This window comes from Sodalis glossinidius str. 'morsitans' (assembly GCF_000010085.1).
In the GTDB taxonomy this organism is placed as follows: domain Bacteria; phylum Pseudomonadota; class Gammaproteobacteria; order Enterobacterales; family Enterobacteriaceae; genus Sodalis; species Sodalis glossinidius.
In genome coordinates this window covers 3,057,765-3,076,491 of the sequence record NC_007712.1, presented here as the reverse complement: position 1 = coordinate 3,076,491, position 18,727 = coordinate 3,057,765, and the positions used below count along the sequence as shown (strand labels likewise).

General features: G+C 51.6%; 19 protein-coding genes, 1 other RNA gene and 1 pseudogene. 10 read left to right on the top strand and 11 right to left on the bottom strand.

Translation table 11 applies throughout. The features are described 5' to 3' along the window. Positions 1-2: 2 nt before the first annotated feature. The 3 genes from SGP1_RS16335 to SGP1_RS16325 are packed head-to-tail and all read left to right on the top strand — an operon-like array spanning position 3 to position 1,521. Positions 3-461: a phage tail protein gene (locus tag SGP1_RS16335; protein ID WP_243466068.1), complete on the top strand. Its 459-nt coding sequence runs from the start codon at positions 3-5 to the stop codon at positions 459-461. Further along, a complete protein-coding gene (locus SGP1_RS24665) occupies positions 427-1,080 on the top strand; it encodes a gp53-like domain-containing protein (protein ID WP_050747761.1) in 654 nt (217 codons plus the stop codon). Before SGP1_RS16335 ends, SGP1_RS24665 begins: the two co-directional genes overlap by 35 nt. 12 nt (positions 1,081-1,092) lie before the next feature. Then, on the top strand, positions 1,093-1,521 hold the full coding sequence (locus SGP1_RS16325) for a tail fiber assembly protein (protein ID WP_011411630.1): 429 nt from the start codon (positions 1,093-1,095) through the stop codon (positions 1,519-1,521). Positions 1,522-1,758: 237 nt separating this feature from the next. Here the strand turns inward: SGP1_RS16325 and SGP1_RS16320 are convergent, their stop codons facing one another. The 5 genes from SGP1_RS16320 to smpB form a co-directional block, all read right to left on the bottom strand. Next, positions 1,759-2,082 carry an acyltransferase family protein gene (locus tag SGP1_RS16320; protein ID WP_041867110.1) on the bottom strand — a complete coding sequence of 108 codons (324 nt, stop codon included), beginning with the start codon at positions 2,080-2,082 and terminating at the stop codon, positions 1,759-1,761. A gap of 432 nt (positions 2,083-2,514) precedes the next feature. Beyond that, positions 2,515-2,844, bottom strand: a complete 330-nt coding sequence (locus tag SGP1_RS27955) for an acyltransferase family protein (protein ID WP_083764863.1) — start codon at positions 2,842-2,844, stop codon at positions 2,515-2,517. A gap of 95 nt (positions 2,845-2,939) precedes the next feature. Further along, complete coding sequence (locus SGP1_RS16315; RefSeq protein WP_011411629.1) at positions 2,940-3,917, bottom strand: Rpn family recombination-promoting nuclease/putative transposase; 978 nt, start codon at positions 3,915-3,917, stop codon at positions 2,940-2,942. A 547-nt stretch (positions 3,918-4,464) separates the two neighbouring features. Continuing rightward, positions 4,465-4,848, bottom strand: a transfer-messenger RNA (tmRNA) gene (ssrA, locus tag SGP1_RS25825). 45 nt (positions 4,849-4,893) lie between these two features. Continuing rightward, a complete protein-coding gene (gene smpB / locus SGP1_RS16310) occupies positions 4,894-5,376 on the bottom strand; it encodes an SsrA-binding protein SmpB (protein WP_011411628.1) in 483 nt (160 codons plus the stop codon). Positions 5,377-5,535: 159 nt separating this feature from the next. On the opposite strand from smpB, the gene SGP1_RS16305 reads away from it, so the two are divergent. Then, positions 5,536-5,970, top strand: coding sequence for an SRPBCC family protein (locus tag SGP1_RS16305; RefSeq protein ID WP_011411627.1), 435 nt, complete (start codon positions 5,536-5,538; stop codon positions 5,968-5,970). After that, positions 5,963-6,247, top strand: a complete 285-nt coding sequence (locus tag SGP1_RS16300; RefSeq protein WP_011411626.1) for an RnfH family protein — start codon at positions 5,963-5,965, stop codon at positions 6,245-6,247. Before SGP1_RS16305 ends, SGP1_RS16300 begins: the two co-directional genes overlap by 8 nt. 32 nt (positions 6,248-6,279) lie before the next feature. Here SGP1_RS16300 and bamE read toward each other — a convergent pair whose 3' ends face one another. From bamE to nadK, 3 genes are all read right to left on the bottom strand, one after another. Beyond that, positions 6,280-6,630 carry an outer membrane protein assembly factor BamE gene (bamE, locus tag SGP1_RS16295; protein WP_011411625.1) on the bottom strand — a complete coding sequence of 117 codons (351 nt, stop codon included), beginning with the start codon at positions 6,628-6,630 and terminating at the stop codon, positions 6,280-6,282. Between the two features lie 113 nt (positions 6,631-6,743). Next, positions 6,744-8,405: a DNA repair protein RecN gene (gene recN / locus SGP1_RS16290; protein ID WP_011411624.1), complete on the bottom strand. Its 1,662-nt coding sequence runs from the start codon at positions 8,403-8,405 to the stop codon at positions 6,744-6,746. Positions 8,406-8,492: 87 nt separating this feature from the next. Next, positions 8,493-9,371 carry an NAD(+) kinase gene (nadK, locus tag SGP1_RS16285; RefSeq protein WP_011411623.1) on the bottom strand — a complete coding sequence of 293 codons (879 nt, stop codon included), beginning with the start codon at positions 9,369-9,371 and terminating at the stop codon, positions 8,493-8,495. 124 nt (positions 9,372-9,495) lie between these two features. Between nadK and grpE the strand changes: the two genes are divergently transcribed. Beyond that, the gene (gene grpE / locus SGP1_RS16280) at positions 9,496-10,083 is read left to right on the top strand and encodes a nucleotide exchange factor GrpE (protein ID WP_011411622.1); all 588 of its coding nucleotides are present in this window, start codon (positions 9,496-9,498) and stop codon (positions 10,081-10,083) included. A 243-nt stretch (positions 10,084-10,326) separates the two neighbouring features. Here the strand turns inward: grpE and ung are convergent, their stop codons facing one another. After that, positions 10,327-11,010: a uracil-DNA glycosylase gene (gene ung, locus SGP1_RS16275; protein WP_011411621.1), complete on the bottom strand. Its 684-nt coding sequence runs from the start codon at positions 11,008-11,010 to the stop codon at positions 10,327-10,329. A gap of 315 nt (positions 11,011-11,325) precedes the next feature. On the opposite strand from ung, the gene grcA reads away from it, so the two are divergent. Further along, positions 11,326-11,709 (top strand): autonomous glycyl radical cofactor GrcA, encoded by a 384-nt coding sequence (gene grcA / locus SGP1_RS16270; RefSeq protein WP_011411620.1) that lies wholly within the window; start codon positions 11,326-11,328, stop codon positions 11,707-11,709. Between the two features lie 607 nt (positions 11,710-12,316). Here grcA and srmB read toward each other — a convergent pair. Further along, positions 12,317-13,660 (bottom strand): ATP-dependent RNA helicase SrmB, encoded by a 1,344-nt coding sequence (gene srmB, locus SGP1_RS16265; RefSeq protein WP_011411619.1) that lies wholly within the window; start codon positions 13,658-13,660, stop codon positions 12,317-12,319. Positions 13,661-13,774: 114 nt separating this feature from the next. Between srmB and SGP1_RS36670 the strand changes: the two are divergent. Both SGP1_RS36670 and SGP1_RS32050 read left to right on the top strand, forming a co-directional pair. Next, positions 13,775-14,512 (top strand): annotated as a pseudogene (locus tag SGP1_RS36670) (tRNA1(Val) (adenine(37)-N6)-methyltransferase). 845 nt (positions 14,513-15,357) lie between these two features. After that, entirely contained in the window at positions 15,358-15,669 is a 312-nt protein-coding gene (locus tag SGP1_RS32050; protein WP_198408735.1) for a lytic polysaccharide monooxygenase auxiliary activity family 9 protein, read from the top strand. A 465-nt stretch (positions 15,670-16,134) separates the two neighbouring features. Here the strand turns inward: SGP1_RS32050 and nadB are convergent, their stop codons facing one another. Further along, positions 16,135-17,736 carry an L-aspartate oxidase gene (nadB, locus tag SGP1_RS16250; protein WP_011411618.1) on the bottom strand — a complete coding sequence of 534 codons (1,602 nt, stop codon included), beginning with the start codon at positions 17,734-17,736 and terminating at the stop codon, positions 16,135-16,137. A 404-nt stretch (positions 17,737-18,140) separates the two neighbouring features. Here nadB and rpoE point away from each other — a divergent pair, with 404 nt between their 5' ends. Next, positions 18,141-18,716 (top strand): RNA polymerase sigma factor RpoE, encoded by a 576-nt coding sequence (gene rpoE / locus SGP1_RS16245; protein ID WP_011411617.1) that lies wholly within the window; start codon positions 18,141-18,143, stop codon positions 18,714-18,716. Positions 18,717-18,727: the final 11 nt, after the last annotated feature.

Genomic DNA, 18,727 nt, shown 5'->3' with positions numbered 1-18,727 from the left:
TAATGATGGCCAAGAATGAATTTTTACCGTTTGCGACGGCAGACGGCGCTAACGTTTTGTCGGCGGAAGACTATCAGACGTTGCGCTCGCGCAGTAATGGCTTTAGCGCGGGTGTCGCCCGTTCGCAGGAGCTCAATACGGTCTGGCGGCAGGCATCGGTGATTGCGCATGTGGTGGCGCAGTTTATTGCCGATACCAATAATAGTGATGTGGCTGACGACGGCGACCTGGATAAACTTCAGGCGGGGTTAATTCAAGCGCTCTCTAAGAATGTCAATAATACCGTGCCAGCCGCATCACTGAAAACGGCGGGTATCACCCAACTCAGCAGCGCCACTAACAGCGACAGTGAGACGCTGGCTGCGATGCCAAAGGCGGTGAAAGCAGCGATGGATTTAGCCGCTTCTTCAGCCGTGAAGAGTGTTAATGGCAAAAAAAGGCGAGGTGAAATTAACCCCTGACGATATCGGGGCGTTAGCTCAAACCGGCGGCACTGTCACTGGTACACTGCATGTTACTCACTCTGTTAATATCGGGGACGTTGACTCAGGGCTTATTGCCAATGGTAACGGCAATGTAGCGTTCTATGCCAATAATGTCAAAACGGGTGAATGGAATAATGACCGGCTGCACTGGATAAAAAACATAGAAATAGGAGGCGCACTCAATGTTTCCGGTGATGCAAATTTCATTAAAAACATTAACACAAAAGAAAATATCAATGCTTGGGATTTAAAAGCAAATGGTGGGGTATATGACCAAGGGCAGCGAGTATACAGTTTTAAAAATCCGCCAATCAGTGCAAATTTATCTCAAAATGGATGGTACAAGGATAATACTACAGGATTTATCTATCAATGGGGTTATATTGGAAGTACCAATGTGATACAGAATTTCCCTATTACATTCCCGAGAAATTGTTTAAATGTGATTGTAAGCAATGCTGATGCACAAGGAGATACAGTAGATAATGCTTTCGGATATCCTGTTAACAATGCTTCTTTTTACGTAGCAACGAAAGGCTCTGTACGCGGAAACATCGCTGGTTTTCCTGTGTATTGGTCAGCTGTAGGATTTTAAGGTGACAAAATCATGAATGATTACTTTTATAGTGCCACAACAAATGGCTTTTATCATATATCTATGAAGTCAATCTATGAAGACTCGGATAATGGCTGGCCAGAGGATGCCGTCCCCGTGAGTAATGAGCTTTATCAAGCGCTTCTTGAGGGACAGTCAAAAAATAAAATAATTAAAGCTAACAAGAATGGAATGCCTGTATTAGGAGATAGGCCAGCACCAACAGAAGAGCAAAATCTTTCTATGGCTCAGTCAAAAAAAAGTATGCTGTTAGAGCAGGCCACAGGGAAAATTATACCATTACAAGATGCGGTTGATCTGAACATGGCAACACAAGTCGAAGAAACGACACTGCTGATGTGGAAAAAATATCGAGTGATGCTTACCCGACTTGATGTTAGCAAAGCGACGGATATAGCGTGGCCGCAGTGTCCTGAATAGCTTTTTTTATAAAATGGGGCTTTGTTACATAATAGGGAATCATACTGTTTTGCCATGCTCGGTTTGGAAGAAAATGCTTGTCACCTGAGGTGTGCTGTTTTATTACGCAACCAACTGCATGATTTTACGTTTCTAGGATCAGCGATATCACTGGGCTGGCAGCATAAAATCTATTTATGCAACAAAGCCTAAAATGGGGTGTCACACTATTAAAAGTAGCACTACCCATAATGGAATTCATGCTGAGAGTATTTTTCTTTTTAGCCAATTACTCAGCTGTATTTCAATGTATTTATGTGCGAAGTGTGCAAAAATAAGCGAAAGTAATATAGCCATTAGCACATAAGGAATTCCAATAGCTGGCGCATAGGCTGCCTTTTCCACGCGGTCAAATAAAGCGAAGCCAACCGGTAGGTGTACAAGGTACAGAGAAAAAGATATGTCTCCCAACCACAATGAAAATTTTGGTATAAATATCTTAATTTTGTTTTCAGCAAGAGTTGAAAACAGCACAAGAAAACCTATTGGTAATGAAATTTTGACGTTTATACCATGTTGCATATCCTGTGGATATTGCATAAAAAATATAGAATAGCAATACCAATGATATAAAAAATGATATATTTGAAATATTAAGGCCTTTCACTCTTATGTATGGAGATCCCGCTGCTGCACCTATTAAGAACTCTATAATTAGAGGATTAGATAAAAAACCGTATAACGCAGTTTGTACTTCGTAACCTGATGTCTCTAGCGTTGGAGCATTCCCATAAAAAACTGGAATGACTGCTATAGCTAAAAGGCACCATGTAAATAAAATTGCAAATCGATATTTAAATAGCAAACAAATGGAAAACACCATATAAAAATAAAATTCATAATTTAGAGTCCAACGCACTGGATATATACCATGATTTATATCCATATAGTAAGGTGCAATATTGGGGGGTGTAAACTATAAAGCTTATGGCGTAAATGAGATCTTGAGTTCTATCATTCATAATGAAAGATACTCATTACACCACCAAAAAGGAAAGATAAAAATAAGAATAAGTAATAGTTTGGTATAATCCTAATTATACGATTTAGTATAAAGTTCTTTGACGATTCAATGCTGGCGGGATGATTAACTGTAGTATATGCCATAATAAAGCCATTAATTACAAAAAATATATCAACGCCAACGATCCCCCATCCTAGTAATCCATCCCATAAATTTTTATAGATTTCATTTTGATGTAAATATAGCCGGTAATGGCTTAAAACCACAGCCATCGCCGCAATACCACGAAGAGCCTGTATTGTTTTTAATCTTTGGCTCATGACAACCTCGTGTCAAAAAGCTAATTTACCATCATCCTACAATTCCAGCCTTAGATCGAAACTGTTGTTGATGGTTAAGATTAACGAAAAGAAAATTACGAACGAGTCAAATCATTCAACTCATGGTCAGATAGGCCAGTGGATAATTTGACAATTGAGCGATCAACACCGTTAGCAATAAGTTGGTGAGCGATACTGCGTGCGGATTCTTGACGGCCTTCTTGCAACCCTTCCTGACGGCCTTTTTGCAGCCCTTCCTGCCGACCTTTCTGCTCGCCAAGCTGGATGCCCTTCTGGATGCCCCTTTGCTCACCCTTAGCTTCGAGCTGTTCTGCAATGGTCATGATGTCCTCCTGGTAGTCAGTAGCTATGGTGGCGATATGCTGTAGAAATTGCGATTCATCCGAAGTATTTCCCCGCTCTGCGATATAGTACATCAGGCTACGGAACTGCTCTTTCGGTATCGCCCATAGATTGAGTAGACGAGCGATATCAGTGGCTAGTTCCAACATATCGCGTGTTCTGATGTGCTTCTGCACCAATTCTAGCAGCGCTACCCGCCGATGAGACAGTATTTCATCATCCGGCATCGCGGTGATATCAACGAGCGGGAACGCTTGCCTGTAGACTGATTCTGCCAGTTCAGGGTCAGCAAAGCAATCCAGCCATTGAGTGCTGTAGGGATAGGGCGACGTGGTACCATGATAGAACAGCAGTGGGATGACCACAGGCAACTGCTCGTTGCCTTGTTCGAGGTGCCGCTGCATCGCGGCGACCGCGTACCGTAGCAACCGGAACGCCATCAGTTTTTCCGGGCGGCTCTGGTGCTCGATGAGACAGTAGACGTAGCCATCATGGCCCGCAGTGGTCTTCATTGAATACAGCATATCCGAGCATTGGCCCTTGAGGTCGTCTTCGATGAAGCTGCCCGACTCCATCGCCAGGGTGCTGAAATCGCAGCGCTCACGCAGATGCGGCGGCAGATGGATTTCCAGAAAGTCCCGAGCTACAGTGATATCACCGAGGAACTTTTTGAACAGGGCGTCGTGTTGGGATAATGAGGATGTAGGCATATTTACACCGACTCTGGCACAGAGTACAGTACCTTAACGTTTCTGCTTATCGGGTAGCAAGAGGTATTGAAATGTCGTAGAGAACGTGGGATTTACATTGGTCAAACATGGGGCGCTCAGCGGTCGAATCTGAGCAATATTGGCGTAGTTGGCAAGTAGAAATGAGCTGTGGATTATAGTAACAGCCATTAATAGCATGGTATCAACTCTTCCTTTCTGGGTTATAGCACTAAGCCTTGCTGCCCGGGGTTCGGATGTGGCTATACCGTTTTACGGGTATAAAAAAACCGCAAAGCTATCAGGTTTGATGGCCGCTTTATTGGTTCTAGAGCAGCCAGCCTACGATAGCTATTGCAGTATTGCTAATAGTTCATTTAAAACTTGAACAATATCTAACATCTTCCTCGAAGATTGGGAATGCACCTATGATTAAAGCAGCGAAAACTCGCGGCTCTTTTGCGTACCCTTTTTAGTCCCTTCGGTGTCTGCATCATCTATTTAGTGTTTTGTTTTATAAAGCATTGTCATGGTACTGTCCTACTAAAAGTGGTGGAGCTGGCGGGATTTGAACCCGCGTCCGGAATTTCTACGCCTTCGGCACTACATGCTTAGTCCAGTCTTTACATTCACCTGTCAGCTGCGGACGGACACGCCACTAACAAACTAGCCTGATTAGTTTTAACGCTTCAGCCCCAGGCAGGACATCCACGCGATCTCTTTTGGGTTTGACCTCTCTTTATCCCCGTCCTAAGAGAGGAGGCTAGGGAGAGAGGGAATCTTCAGGTTATTAAGCTGATTAAGCTGCTAAAGCAGCGTTAGATTCGAATTGCGAGTCGTTTGCAATTATTTTTTTGAGGTTTTTTACGAGGCCAGCCTCACCTCGGCATGCACCTTAGGTTTCGCAAATCCCGTCGAGTCCAGGATCAGCCCCAAGTTTTTAATTTCATTATAGCAAACTTACAGTGGCAGGGCAACGCTATCGGCTGGCGTGCTTCATAATGCGCGACTTATCCAACTGCCATTCGCGTTCCTTGATATCTGTTCGTTTATCGTACTCTTTTTTACCCTTCGCCACGCCGATTTTCACTTTTACCCACGCGTTTTTCCAATACAGCGAGAGCGCCACAACGGTGTAGCCTTCGCGGTTTACGCGGCCGAACAGTGAATCTAGTTCACGCTTATTAAGCAAAAGCTTGCGGGTTCGCATCGGGTCACAGACCACATGCGAAGAAGCCACCGTCAACGGTTGGAAGGTGGCGCCAAAAAGATAGGCCTCGCCGTCTTTAAGCAGCACATAGCTATCGCCGATGTTCGCTTTGCCGGCGCGTAGCGATTTCACTTCCCATCCCTGCAGCGAGAGTCCCGCCTCGAACTCCTGTTCTATAAAGTATTCGTGTCGGGCGCGTTTGTTTTGCGCAATGGTAGCTGAACCGGGTTTGTGTTCTTTTTTCTTTGTCATAGTGCTCAATATTATACAGTTAACCTCGGGGAAGAAAGGCTTTCCTCTAAGGCGTACGGGCTTTTGATCACGGACGTGGCATAGAGCACGTAATGGTCTTTTTGTCTCGTTGGAGATAAATGATAATATTAGGGTGAATCGATAAAAACAGGAAAGATTATGCCTCATATTACGCGCTCCGCGCTGGTTCCTTATAGCGCAAAGCAAATGTTCGCCTTGGTTAATAATATCAGCGCCTATCCGGAATTCATTCCAGGCTGTACCGCCAGCCGGGTGCTTGAGCAGAACGGCAGCGAACTGACCGCAGAGATGAATGTCTCTAAAGCGGGCATAAGCAAATCCTTCACCACCCGCAATGTTATCACTGAAAATCAGAGTATTGTGATGCGCTTGGTGGAAGGCCCCTTCAGCTCCTTTGCTGGCGACTGGCGTTTCATCCCCCTTAGCGAAGAGACCAGCAAGGTTGAATTCCATCTCGATTTTGAATTCAAGAGCAAGCTGATTGAACTGGCGTTTGGGCGTATTTTCAAGGAGATGGCGAACAGCATGGTCATGGCGTTCACCCGCCGGGCCAAAGAGGTTTACCATGCCTGACATCCGGGTCGAGGTCGTTTACGCCCTGCCGGAGCGCCAGTATCTGCGACAGCTGGTGCTGGAGGAGGGGAGTACCCTGGAGCAGGCGATTCACGCATCGGGTCTTCTGGCACTACGGCAGGATATCGATCTCAGCGTGAATAAAGTGGGCATCTTCAGCCGGCCCGCCAAATTGGAGGATACACTCAGTGACGGCGACCGGGTGGAGATCTACCGGCCGTTGCTTATCGATCCCAAGGAACTGCGCCGTCAGCGCGCGGATCGCACGCGAAAATAACTCGCCGCCATAGTATCGGTTAACGCCACTTATTAACTGGTGCTGGGGCCTTCGAGCGTCGGTTTGTTGTCTATATGCGTCAGGATGTCGCTGCTGTTAAAGGTCAGCGTCAGAGTTTGCTGCGAGACCGCTTCATGGCCCGGTTCGCGGCGGAAAATGTAATACCAGGTGTTCGAGCCGAACGGATCCTTCATCATTGAAGTGCCAAGGGTATAGGCCACCTGCTGCTTGGTCATGCCGGTGTGTATTTTGGCGACGTCAGCTGCGGTCAGATAATTGCCCTGATTGATGTCGGGACGATAAACCACTCTCTCGAATACGGAGCAACCGGCGGTAAACATCAGCACAATGACAGTAGCAGCAGTCAACGTCTTACAGCTCATAATAATCACATTCCTTTTGGGCATAGGATGCCGATGATAATAGACCTTGCCGGTGTTGGGAACCTCTGCAAGGCCCATCTATGACCGCAGGATGAGAAAAAAGTTGAGCTTTTCTAAGCGGCAAGCAGCTCCCTAGCGTTCGCCAGCGTATTTTTTGTGACTTCGCTGCCGCCCAACAGGCGCGCCAGCTCCCGCAGCCGGGCTTTTTTATCCAGCGCCAGCATTTGCGTTTCGGTGGCGCTGCCGTCGGTATTTTTACTGACGAAAAAGTGATAATGCCCGAATCCGGCAACCTGTGGTAAATGCGTCACGCATATCACCTGGGTGGATTCGCCCAACTGACGCAGCATTTTGCCCACGATAGCGGCCGTCGGCCCGCTGATGCCTACGTCGATTTCGTCAAAGATCAGCGCCGGCGTGTCCATTTTGCGGGTGGTAATGACCTGTATCGCCAGCGCAATGCGGGATAGCTCGCCGCCGGAGGCCACTTTTGCCAGCGGCTGTAGCGGCTGGCCGGGGTTGGTGGTCACCATGAACTCCACGCGATCGGCGCCGTCGGCGTTAAGTTGCTCAGGCTGGAAATGCACTTCAATGGCCAGCTTACCGTGCGGCAGGGACAGCTCATGCATGCTGTGGGTGATATAGCCGGCCAGGCTGCCGGCGTGCTCAGCACGGCGCTGGTGGAGCTGGCGGGCGAGATTCATCGCTTGCTGATGGTGACGCTCGACCGCCTCGGCCAGTGTGTCGGCGCAGGCGTCGTGCTGCACCATAGCCTCCTGTTCTCGCAGGAGCTGCTGATGGTGCTGTGCCAGGGCTTCCGGTTTCACATGATGCTTACGAGCCAGACTGATTTGACGCGACAGGCGTTGCTCCAGCTCATGCAGGCGACCGGGATCAAGATCGATACGATCGCCGTAATGACGCAGCTCATTGCTCGCTTCGGTAAGCTGGATAGCGGCATCCTCCAGCAGCGTCATCACGTCGGAGAGGGACGCATCCAGCGTAACCAGCTCGCTCATCACCTGACGGGCGGCGTGCAGCTGGCTGAGCAGATTAGCCTCGTCGCTTTCGCTCAAAAGCTCCAGCGTTTGCTGTGTGGTGGTAATCAGCTGCCCGCTGTTTGCCAGCCGCTTGTACTCTTGATCAATCTGCTCGTATTCGTCCGCAACCGGCGCGAATTCGTTCAACTCTTTCAATTGATACTGCAGCAGCTCGCGCCTAGCGTCGCGTTCGGCGGCCTGCTGGCGCGCGCTGGCGAGATCCAGGCAGCTTTGGTGCCACTGGCGGTAGGCGGCCGCCATGGCCTGCTGGAGGTCTTTCTCACAAGCGTAGGCGTCCAGCAAGCGCTTTTGGTGATCGGGACGCAGCATCAGCTGGTGGGCGTGCTGACCGTGAATCTGAATCAGGAATTGGCCTAGCTCGCGCAACTGTGACAGCGGCACCGGCATACCGTTGATAAAGCCGCGTGAGCGACCGTCCTGGTTTACCACGCGGCGCATCAGGCATTCATTGCCGTTATCGAGCGCGTTATCGACCAGCCAGCGGGCGGCCAAGGGGGTATCGTTGAGCAAGAAACGCGCGCAAATATCCGCCCTGGCGGCGTCGGGCCGTACCATGCTGGCCTCGGAACGGCCTCCGAGACACAGACCGAGCGCATCGATCGCAATGGATTTCCCTGCCCCGGTCTCACCGGTAATCACGCTCATCCCCGACTGAAAATCAATCGTTAACGCGCGCACAATGGCGAAATTGGCAATGGTCAATTGAGCCAGCATAGTTACCTTTCTGTATATAAACACACCGCTGTAGTTAATCATAGTATAAACTGTTTTTTTATACAGTAAAGCGGCGGCGGCCAAAATTTAGAATAATTTTTTCGACCAGCCTAATTTGCTACTTAACGTGTTGAAATAATTGTAATCATTGGGGTGAATTAAATCGAGATAATAGTCGCTACGGCGAATAAAAATCTCCTCGCCATCCTGGATCGGCAGCGCTATCTGACTGTCGCAGCTGATTTCCAGGTCCGGCGTCAGTTGGGAAAATTTCAACCGTATCGTGCTGCCGCCGTTAATCACCAGCGGGCGCGAGGAGAGGGTATGGGGAAACATCGGCACCAATGCAATAGCATCCACCAGCGGAGTAAGTATAGGACCGCCGGCGGAAAGGGAATATGCTGTGGAGCCGGTTGGCGTGGCGATGATAAGGCCGTCGGAACGCTGGGAAAAGGCGAAGGTATCATCAATATAGACCTCGAATTCGATCATGTGCGCCACCTTGCCGGGATGCAGAACCACCTCGTTAATGGAGCTGCTTAATCTGCCGCACACATCGCCCCGGCAAACCTGGGCTTCCAGCAAAAAGCGTTTTTCACTGCGAAAGTGACCTGCCAGAACGTCGGATAATTGCGCCAGCGCCGAGTCGGGATCGAGGTCGGTCAAAAAGCCGAGATTGCCACGGTTGATACCAATAACTTTAATATCGTAGCGCGCCAAAATGCGCGCCGCGCCGAGCATGTTGCCATCGCCGCCGATCACGATTGCCAGATCGGCCTGCTGACCGATATCGGCCAAACTGCCGGTAATGGCTTCGTGCAACGCCAGATAGCGGGCGATCTGATGTTCCATGATAACGTGGTACCCTTTTTCGTTCAGCCAGTGGTACAGTGTCTCATGCGTGGCCAGCGCATTGGGGTGACGCGGATGGCCGACGATGCCTATAGTCTGAAAAGTGCTAGTCATTTGATTGCTGATCCCCGGCGTATTTTTGCAAGCTTCATTATGCGTCATCCCTTGAATCCCCGCTATTCATCCCCATAATAACCGGACGAGCGAGAATAATGCTGAACCGCGGAGAAAACTCATGATGAGTAGTAAAGAACAGAACACCCCTGACGAGCAAGTCTCACAAGAGAGTGAAATGGAGCAAGGGCAGCAAGCGGAAGCGGCGCCTGAGACGGTTGATGTTGTGGATCCGCGAGATGAGCGTATTGCTGAATTGGAAGCGGCGTTAAGCCAGGCGCAACAGCGTGAGCACGATAGCGTGCTGCGCGCCAAGGCGGAAATGGAAAACGTGCGTCGCCGCAGTGAACAGGATGTCGAGAAGGCGCATAAATTTGCGCTGGAACGTTTCGCCGGTGAACTGTTGCCGGTTATCGATAATTTAGAGCGCGCGCTGGATATGTCGGATAAAGCTAACGCCGAGCTGGCGTCCACGATTGAGGGAATCGAGCTGACGCTCAAATCGTTGCTGGACGCGGTACGCAAATTCGGCCTGGATGTGGTGGGAGACACGCACGTGCCGTTTAACCCCGAGGTGCATCAGGCGATGACGATGCTGGAGTCCGACGAGCATGAGCCCAACCAAGTGATGATGGTGATGCAAAAAGGCTACACCCTCAATGGCCGGCTTATCCGCCCGGCAATGGTTGCGGTATCGAAAGCCAAAAGCTGACGTTTTTCCCTCCTGCCGCCCGCGGCGGGAGGGGCCACCCCGATAGCCGCCGCCGTTGATAAAAGCATAGACCGGCGGCCAGCGACCGCCCTTAACGGCCCCCACAATAGTATTACGTTGCAACGCCCACCCGCTTTTTAACCGCTGCCGCTAGAAGGCTCAAAAAGCCGGCCGCATTTTGTACCGCTGCGCCTGTGCTATTATCTTTCGTGCCCTGTTTTGCGTGCGCAGGATGATGTGCCATCACGCCGCCGGCAACGTCGGCGTCCAATCAATGGGCTGTTGGCCTTGCTGTTCCAATAGCGCATTGGCCCGGGAGAAATGGCGGCAGCCAAGAAAGCCGCGATGGGCAGATAGCGGCGAGGGATGCGGCGCTTTAAGCACATGGTGGCGTTTGGGGTCGATAATCGTGCCTTTTTTCTGGGCATGGGAGCCCCACAGTAGAAAAACGATGCCTTCACGCTGCGCGTTGAGGACCTTGATGACCTTGTCGGTAAAGGTCTCCCAGCCCAGACTGGCGTGGGAATGCGCTTTACCCGCCTCCACCGTCAATACCGTATTGAGCAGCATCACACCCTGTTGCGCCCAGCTTTGCAGACAGCCATGGTTCGGGATAACAAAGCCGGGAATGTCGCTGGCCAGCTCTTTATAAATATTGACCAGCGAAGGCGGGGCGGGCACGCCTGGCTTGACCGAAAAAGAAAGACCGTGGGCCTGATTGGGGCCGTGGTACGGATCCTGGCCGAGGATCACCACTTTCACCGCGTTCAGTTCCGTGAAACGAAAAGCATTAAACACATCTTTGGCTGGCGGATAGACAGTCATTCCCGCCGCCCGCTCTCTGGCGACAAACGCCAGCGTTTCCTGGAAATAGGGCAGAGTTTTTTCCTGTGCGAGAGCATCGCGCCAGGTGAGCATTTGCGTCATGATACGCTCCATGATAGTGACTGGCATAAGCTTAACGTTTTCTCACTGCGGGTTAAACGTTTTCCCGCCCCGTCATGACGGAAATTATCGCCTTTGCAACAGGATTAAGGCGGCTTTTAAAATTGATCTAAATCAATAAGTTTGCGCAGGAAGGTCACCACTTTCCCTCAGAGATTGATTTAAATCAAAGTATCGGCCCCGGTTGGCGGGTGTATAATTAGTTTTAGAAATTGGTTTTACCAAATGTCCAGGCAGGCTAAATGATGAACGGCACGTGTCTGGACGCAGTATGGTACCCCTACCACGGAGGCATCTATGATTATCGGAACACAAATTACCGAGGCTGAAAACAAAGCGCTGGTAAACTCTTTCTGGCTGCTGGATGAGACTAACAAACAAGCACGCTGCCTGGTCGCCGTTGCCGGTTACGCTGACGACCAGTTAATTCCCCTGCATGAATTGGGCAAATTCGAGTATCGTGAAATTCCGCTAGAGCATAAGGAAGTGGTGCGCATCGAAGGCGGGCAACATCTGAATGTCAATGTGCTGAGCTGCGAGACGCTGGAAGACGCCGTCGCGAATCCGGAAAAATATCCGCAACTGACTATCCGCGTGTCGGGTTATGCGGTGCGCTTCAATTCCCTCACGCCAGAGCAGCAGCGGGATGTTATTACCCGTACCTTCACCGAAAGTTTGTAATCTCGGCGCATCCTGCGTGCAAGGGGCCTTTGGCCCCTTTTTTATTGTAAACGGACTCGCGCCAACGCGAGTACCGGGCCGACAGCAGCTCAATAGGGAGGGTGGCGAGACCCTAGGCCTCCGAGGCAAAGGAATACGGAAGGCAGGCTCACCGCGTATGCGCAGGGCAAAGGTATATTCGCGGTGAAACCACGGCCTTCGTGAAGGCAGCGGTTAGAGTTGGCGGCAGCCCGGAGCTGAAAGCTGACAGCCGTAAGCGGCGTTTGGCTCGAAGTGCCGTGGATAAGCGCCAAAAGGCCCTGTTTCATTGCGCTTATCGCGGCCCAGACCGGGAATGAAATCGTCCCGCCGTGGCAAAAGTGAACACGTCACGACGCTAGGTGCGGTGACGATTATTTGATTGATAAAAAACGAATTTTATTATTTTCATCACGAGTGCAACATGCCGGTTACTTTTTGCTAACTATTAATAACACGTTGGCGGCGGGCACCGCGCTAACGTCGCGAAAGCACGGCTTTCATTGAGGTAGATCCATTCTATCGTGCTGCGTTTACTGGCCCGCTGCTGTTTTTATCAACATCCCATCGTAGCCGGTCGCGCGACAGCTTAATCGTCACTTTCCGGCTTGGTTACGGTTATGGCATCCGGCACCACTTTCGGCATACGACGTTTGCCAATATTCTTTTTATCGCGCAAACGCACCTTGGTTTTGTCTTTCGTCCGCGCCTGTTCTTTCTTTTCTTTGCGCTTCGCCAACACTTTTTTTGACGGCTTGCCGCTCATCTTTTCTGCCGGGGCGCGCGTGGTGGGACGCAATTCATCAATTGTGCGAGCCTTTAAGGGTTCGTTAAGGTAACGACTGATCTTTCCCAACAGCAAATGATCGTGCGTTTCCACCAGCGAAATGGCGCAGCCTTTGCGGCCGGCGCGAGCGGTGCGGCCTATCCGGTGGAGATAAACATCCGCCGTCGCGGGCAGGTCGAAATTGATGACATGGCTGATGTCCTCGATATCCAGACCGCGCGCCGCGACATCCGTTGCTACCAGAACATTCATCCGGCCGTCGCTTATGCGCTTGATGGCCTCATTGCGTTTGGCCTGGACCAGTTCCCCCTCCAGATAACATGAGGGAATGCCGGAGTCGCGCAGCCAGCCTACCACCTCATGCAGCCGCTCGCGTTTGCGGACGAAGACGATAGCTTTGCTGACCTCAGGCTGTTTAAGCAGCTTGCAAAGCAAGGCGGTTTTATGCGTCAGATCGTCGGCGCGATAATACCATTGCACGATTTTTTTGCGCTCGCGACGCGATGGCGAGGCGTCGATCTCCACTGGATCGTTTAGCAGGCGTCCGGCAAAATCCTTGACCGCGTTCCCTTCCAGCGTGGCCGAAAACAAAAGCGTCTGCTTGCGCCAGCGTGTTTCGGCGGCGATCTGCTCGACGTCCAGGGCAAAACCCATATCCAGCATCCGATCCGCCTCGTCCAGAATCAGCGTTTCAACCGCCCGGCAGTCAAAATTCTCTTCTTTGATGTACTGCAACAGGCGACCAGTGGTGGCCACCACGATATCCTGATTCTCGCTGAACACTTCCGCATGATTCATATAGGCCACGCCGCCGGTAATGGTGGCGATATCCAGATGGGTGTGGGCGGCCAGCTGTTTGGCCTGTTCCGCTACTTGCATCGCCAGCTCGCGGGTAGGGGTGACGATCAAAACCCGCGGCGGACCAGATTTCTTGCGAGGGAAATCAAGGAGATGTTGCAAGACCGGCAATAAATATGCGGCGGTTTTGCCGGTGCCGGTCGGCGCCGAACCCAAGACGTCACGTCCGTCCATGGCTGCCGGAATAGCTTCAGCCTGAATGGCGGTGGGGCGCTCAAAGCCTTTGTCGCTTATGGCTGCGAGCAGGTCTTCGTGAAGCTCGAGTTCGGAAAATTGGGTTACAGTCATGGGCTACCTCTGGTTGGGGCGCAGATTATAGACGGATCCCACGTAATCTTCATCTGTTTTTGCGCGTCAGTTTATTTTAAAGTAGCGGTATACGCCTGCAGGAGCCACATGAATATGCTATCCACGGCCGTCACAAAACCGCTGCGGCGGGACGGATTTACCTTTAAACAGTTTTTTGTCGCCCACGATCGGTGCGCAATGAAAGTCGGCACCGATGGTGTGCTGCTGGGCGCCTGTCATTGAGGCGGGCAGGGCGCTGGATATCGGCACCGGCAGCGGCCTGGTCGCGCTGATGCTGGCGCAGCGTATGCACGGCGTTATTCCGATTGAGGCTGTTGAACTGGACCCGGACGCCTGCCGTCAGGCGCGGGACAATTTTGCCGCCAGCCCTTGGGCGAGGTCCCTATGCGTTGTCGAGGGCGATATCTGCGCCTATGTCGACAGAGCGTTATGGCGCTATAAAATGATCGTCAGCAATCCGCCCTATTTTGACGTGGGGCCGGCCTGCGCTACCCCTGTGTGTGTGTGCGGGCACGCTATACCCGGAGCCTGAGCCATCAGGCGCTGCTGACGGCCGCCACCGCGCTGCTGGAAGAGGACGGCACGCTGGCGCTTATCCTGCCGTATGCTGCCGGAGAGACGCTCATTGCCCGCGCATTGGCACAGGGCTGGTGGGTGCAGCGGCGCACCGATGTCAGCGACAGAGCAAATTTGCAACCGCACCGGCTGCTGCTGGCCTTGACGCGCCGGCCGATGCCGATAATTCATGATACGCTGATTTTACGCGACCTGTCGGGCGCCTGGACGCTGGCGTTTCGCACCCTGGCCGGCGAATTTTATTTAGCGTTTTAACCGCCGAGCCGTTCTGGGTTGCAGGTGCGTGGCAGCTTCGCAGTGGCAAACCTGTTACTTCATGAAGCAGATGTGCAGGGACCGCATTCCCGCGTTCATTCTGTTCCCGTCCGTTATCAACATTGAATATCTTATCCGCCCTTGGGATAATCCGTGCCTATTGCGAAGTAAAAATGAGTGGATAACCTATATAGAGTTTCTATCTTTATTCCCCCTCTATCATTATCTCTCCTCTATCTTTATTTTCTTTTCAAAGAGAGAAGTGCCCCGTTTTAATTGCATGGACATGAATTTCTGCCGTGCAGTGTTATGCCGTCAAGCTCGCTGTGGCTAAAAGTGAAATATAGCACGAAGTGCGGCGAGCAATATTCTTTGGTGACAACCTGGAAATTATGTGCGGGACAGCTTTCGGAAGTCCTGTCGTCATGGAATAGGCATGGGCTTGGTGTTTTTATGTCTTCACCACGGTATCATGATTTGGCCCCATAGAAAGACGCTAATAAATCGTCTAAAAATAAAGTAATTTGTTTATGTAAATAGTGAGGATAATTATGGATACAGATAATACTATGCTTAGACATGGCCGCATCACTTTCCCGGAATCACGGTCTGAAAAAATGGGACAATGGTGGGCAAATGCATTAGAGAGTGGAAAGTTCTTCCCCGCAACGTAGGCTGGTTTAGCCGATAAATTTGCCCCAAGTGATGAACTTAATGCCCTCCCGCCGAAAGATGGCCAGATTGCCAGTGCCGGTTTCACGGATGGCGGCATTACCACTGCACCGCTCAAACTGGATGAATACGGTGAAGACCGCTGGGAAAAGAATTAAATCAAAGCCAATTCTGTGGTGGATTTCACCTGGCACTATACCAAAACTCACGCCACACGGCGTTGGAATTATTTTATTACCAAGGATGGCTGGAACCCTAATGAACCCCTGAGCCGCGCACAGTTTGAGCAAACACCTTTTTTCATGGTGCAAAATCCGCAGCAGCCGCATTGGGAACATGCTAATGAATTGATGCCAAGTGCCGAGGGGACGGTTCATAAAATTCAAATGCCCAACAAAAAAGGCTACCATGTTATTCTCGGCGTATGGGAAATCGCCAACACTGCAAGGGCCTTTTATCAAGTCGTCGATGTTAATTTTGTCTGAATATGACTGTCCGAGAATGCTCTTTGTTTAATTAAAGGCAATGGTCATGTCATCCGTGTCGGTATGCGTTGGACGCTTATTTTAATTACTCTTTCACTGACAACGCATACCGCCGTGCTTAGCGTTATTCACATGCCGTGTCGTTAAATGACTTCATTGATGTCAGCAAATAAGTGGGGAAGCGAGCGCGTCACACTACCCACGCAGCAAGGAGGAAATAGACAGTCAGATAGCCTTATGGGAATCGAAGAAAATAGCGTTAATGCCAATGTGAGTCTCTTTTCTCATTGGCATTATTCCTTATGGCCAGGATATTTTTGGTACCCATACCAGCTCTGCCATCGCCATCCTTGATATAAGCGCGTATTAAAGGAGGGCGTCATTTTCCCCATGCCTCCTGCGCTATAGCACAGTGGCAACGGGATAGTCATCACCTGTTGCGTGTTCAATAGGTGATAATCTCAATCAAGGCTGCAAAATGGTGGGCTGCGGGTCAGGCTGCATAGCGGGGTAATCCAGCGTGAAATGCAGGCCGCGACTCTCCTTGCGCTGCAGTGCGCTTTTGACGATCAGCTCGGCCACCTGTACCAGATTGCGGACCTCCAACAAATTATTGGAAATGCGGAAATGGGAATAGTATTCGTCGATTTCGCGCGTCAGCAGCTCTATGCGGTGCAGCGCGCGCTCCAGCCGTTTGGTGGTGCGGACGATGCCAACGTAGTCCCACATAAATAGCCGTAGCTCATGCCAGTTATGTTGCAGCACCACCACCTCGTCGGAATCGCTGACCCGGCTTTCATCCCAGGGAGGCAGTTGGCGAACCTGGGTGATGGCCGGCAGACGGCGTCGGATATCTTCCGCCGCCGACCAGCCATAAACTAGGCACTCCAGCAGGGAATTGGATGCCAGGCGGTTGGCGCCGTGCAGGCCGGTATAGCTGACTTCCCCGATGGCATATAGACTGTCAAGATCGGTGCGTCCGTGTTTATCCACCATTACGCCGCCACAGGTATAATGGGCCGCCGGAACGATAGGGATGGGCTGGCGGGTCAGATCGATATCCAGCGTCAGCAGCTTGTCATAAATGGTCGGGAAATGCTGGCGGATAAACGCCTCCGGCCGGTGGCTGATGTCGAGGTACATGCAGTCGGCGCCCAGCCGCTTTATTTCATGATCGATTGCCCGGGCGACAATATCCCGCGGCGCCAGCTCGGCGCGTGCGTCGAAATCCGGCATGAAACGGCTGCCGTCGGGCCGGCGCAAATAAGCGCCTTCGCCGCGCAGCGCTTCGGTCAGCAGGAAGTTGCGCGCCTGAGGGTGGAACAGGCAGGTGGGGTGGAACTGGTTAAACTCTAAATTGGCGACCCGGCAGCCGGCGCGCCAGGCCATGGCGATGCCGTCACCGGAGGAAATATCGGGGTTGGTGGTATATTGATAGACTTTGGACGCGCCGCCGGTGGCAAGCACCACCGTGCGTGCGCGGCACAGCTCCACCCGCTCTTTGGCGCGGTTCCAGATATACGCTCCCACCACCCGCCGCGTGCCCGGCAGTCCCAGGCGGTTGGAGGTGACTAGATCCACCGCGTTGCAGCGTTCCAGGATCTGAATGCCCGGGTGCGCTGCCGCCTTGCCAACCAAAGTGGTTTCCACTGCTTTGCCGGTCGCGTCTGCGGCGTGCAGAATACGGCGATGGCTGTGGCCCCCCTCGCGGGTGAGGTGGTAGCGGTCGCCGGTCGGCGTCGAGGTTTCAGTGTCAAACAGCACGCCTTGATCTATTAGCCACTGCACACAATGGCGGGCGTTGCCGGCGATGAATTCTACCGCCTCACGATCGCAGACGCCAGCGCCGGCTATGAGCGTATCGTCGACGTGGGAATCGACGCTGTCGGTTTCATCGAATACCGCCGCGATGCCGCCTTGAGCATACAGCGTGGAACCCTCATTGAGCGGGCCTTTGCTCAGGACCATGACATCGCAATGCCCGGCCAGACGCAACGCCAGCGATAACCCGGCCGCACCGCTGCCGATAACAAGGACATCGGTGGCATATTCAGTTGATGGTTGCATAGCGGATGGTGTGTATTCCGATAGAAAAGACTGTTTGGCAATGGTACCACCCAATGCCGGCTGGCTGTACCGCTTTTTGACGCGGTTTTATTTACGCATGTTTACTGACAGCATAGCGAATTCACGTTACCCTGCGCTTTTTATTGCGACTGTTTCGAGCGGGGCTTTGGCCCTGCGAGAATCCGGGTACCGACTATTCTATTTATGGTAGTCTGGTACAAAGCCCGGCCGGCGGCCATGGCGTAATTGTGGCCGCGCCCCTTATTTTAAGAAAAACACAAGGCGTGGCGGAACTTTATGATTATCATTAACACCAATCGCGAGCTTGCTCGTAAAATTGGTTCAGAAGCTGGCGGTACTATTTTTTTGCGCGTGGAGAAAAATTTGAGGAGACATTACCTCGGATGAGCGAGCAGTTAACGGATCAGGTGCTGGTTGAACGGGTCCAGAAAGGCGACCAGAAAGCGTTCAATTTACTGGTCGTTCGCTACCAGCATAATGTGGCGAGCCTCGTGTCGCGCTACGTCCCGCAGGGGGATGTGCCCGACGTGGTGCAGGAATCGTTCATCAAGGCCTATCGGGCCCTGGCGTCGTTTCGCGGCGACAGCGCGTTCTATACCTGGTTGTACCGTATTGCGGTCAATACGGCGAAGAATTACTTAGTGGCTCAGGGACGGCGTCCGCCCTCCAGCGATGTGGACGCCATCGACGCGGAAAATTACGAAAGTGCCGGCGCATTGAAAGAAATATCGAACCCTGAGAATTTAATGTTGTCTGAGGAGTTGCGACAGATAGTGTTCCGCACTATCGAGGCGTTGCCCGAAGACTTGCGTATGGCGATTACGTTGCGCGAGCTGGATGGCCTAAGCTATGAAGAGATAGCCTCCATCATGGATTGCCCGGTAGGAACGGTACGCTCACGTATTTTCCGTGCGCGCGAAGCAATTGACAATAAAATTCAACCACTTATTCAGCGTTAACGGCGGCAGGA

What these genes read in the sequence shown, in the direction of transcription:
- SGP1_RS16335 (WP_243466068.1), top strand. Translation starts at nt 3, where the DNA reads ATGATGGCCAAGAATGAATTTTTACCGTTTGCGACGGCAGACGGCGCT.
- SGP1_RS24665 (WP_050747761.1), top strand. Translation starts at nt 427, where the DNA reads ATGGCAAAAAAAGGCGAGGTGAAATTAACCCCTGACGATATCGGGGCG.
- SGP1_RS16325 (WP_011411630.1), top strand. Translation starts at nt 1,093, where the DNA reads ATGAATGATTACTTTTATAGTGCCACAACAAATGGCTTTTATCATATA.
- SGP1_RS16320 (WP_041867110.1), bottom strand. Translation starts at nt 2,082, where the DNA reads ATGCAACATGGTATAAACGTCAAAATTTCATTACCAATAGGTTTTCTT.
- SGP1_RS27955 (WP_083764863.1), bottom strand. Translation starts at nt 2,844, where the DNA reads ATGAGCCAAAGATTAAAAACAATACAGGCTCTTCGTGGTATTGCGGCG.
- SGP1_RS16315 (WP_011411629.1), bottom strand. Translation starts at nt 3,917, where the DNA reads ATGCCTACATCCTCATTATCCCAACACGACGCCCTGTTCAAAAAGTTC.
- smpB (WP_011411628.1), bottom strand. Translation starts at nt 5,376, where the DNA reads ATGACAAAGAAAAAAGAACACAAACCCGGTTCAGCTACCATTGCGCAA.
- SGP1_RS16305 (WP_011411627.1), top strand. Translation starts at nt 5,536, where the DNA reads ATGCCTCATATTACGCGCTCCGCGCTGGTTCCTTATAGCGCAAAGCAA.
- SGP1_RS16300 (WP_011411626.1), top strand. Translation starts at nt 5,963, where the DNA reads ATGCCTGACATCCGGGTCGAGGTCGTTTACGCCCTGCCGGAGCGCCAG.
- bamE (WP_011411625.1), bottom strand. Translation starts at nt 6,630, where the DNA reads ATGAGCTGTAAGACGTTGACTGCTGCTACTGTCATTGTGCTGATGTTT.
- recN (WP_011411624.1), bottom strand. Translation starts at nt 8,405, where the DNA reads ATGCTGGCTCAATTGACCATTGCCAATTTCGCCATTGTGCGCGCGTTA.
- nadK (WP_011411623.1), bottom strand. Translation starts at nt 9,371, where the DNA reads ATGACTAGCACTTTTCAGACTATAGGCATCGTCGGCCATCCGCGTCAC.
- grpE (WP_011411622.1), top strand. Translation starts at nt 9,496, where the DNA reads ATGAGTAGTAAAGAACAGAACACCCCTGACGAGCAAGTCTCACAAGAG.
- ung (WP_011411621.1), bottom strand. Translation starts at nt 11,010, where the DNA reads ATGACGCAAATGCTCACCTGGCGCGATGCTCTCGCACAGGAAAAAACT.
- grcA (WP_011411620.1), top strand. Translation starts at nt 11,326, where the DNA reads ATGATTATCGGAACACAAATTACCGAGGCTGAAAACAAAGCGCTGGTA.
- srmB (WP_011411619.1), bottom strand. Translation starts at nt 13,660, where the DNA reads ATGACTGTAACCCAATTTTCCGAACTCGAGCTTCACGAAGACCTGCTC.
- nadB (WP_011411618.1), bottom strand. Translation starts at nt 17,736, where the DNA reads ATGCAACCATCAACTGAATATGCCACCGATGTCCTTGTTATCGGCAGC.
- rpoE (WP_011411617.1), top strand. Translation starts at nt 18,141, where the DNA reads ATGAGCGAGCAGTTAACGGATCAGGTGCTGGTTGAACGGGTCCAGAAA.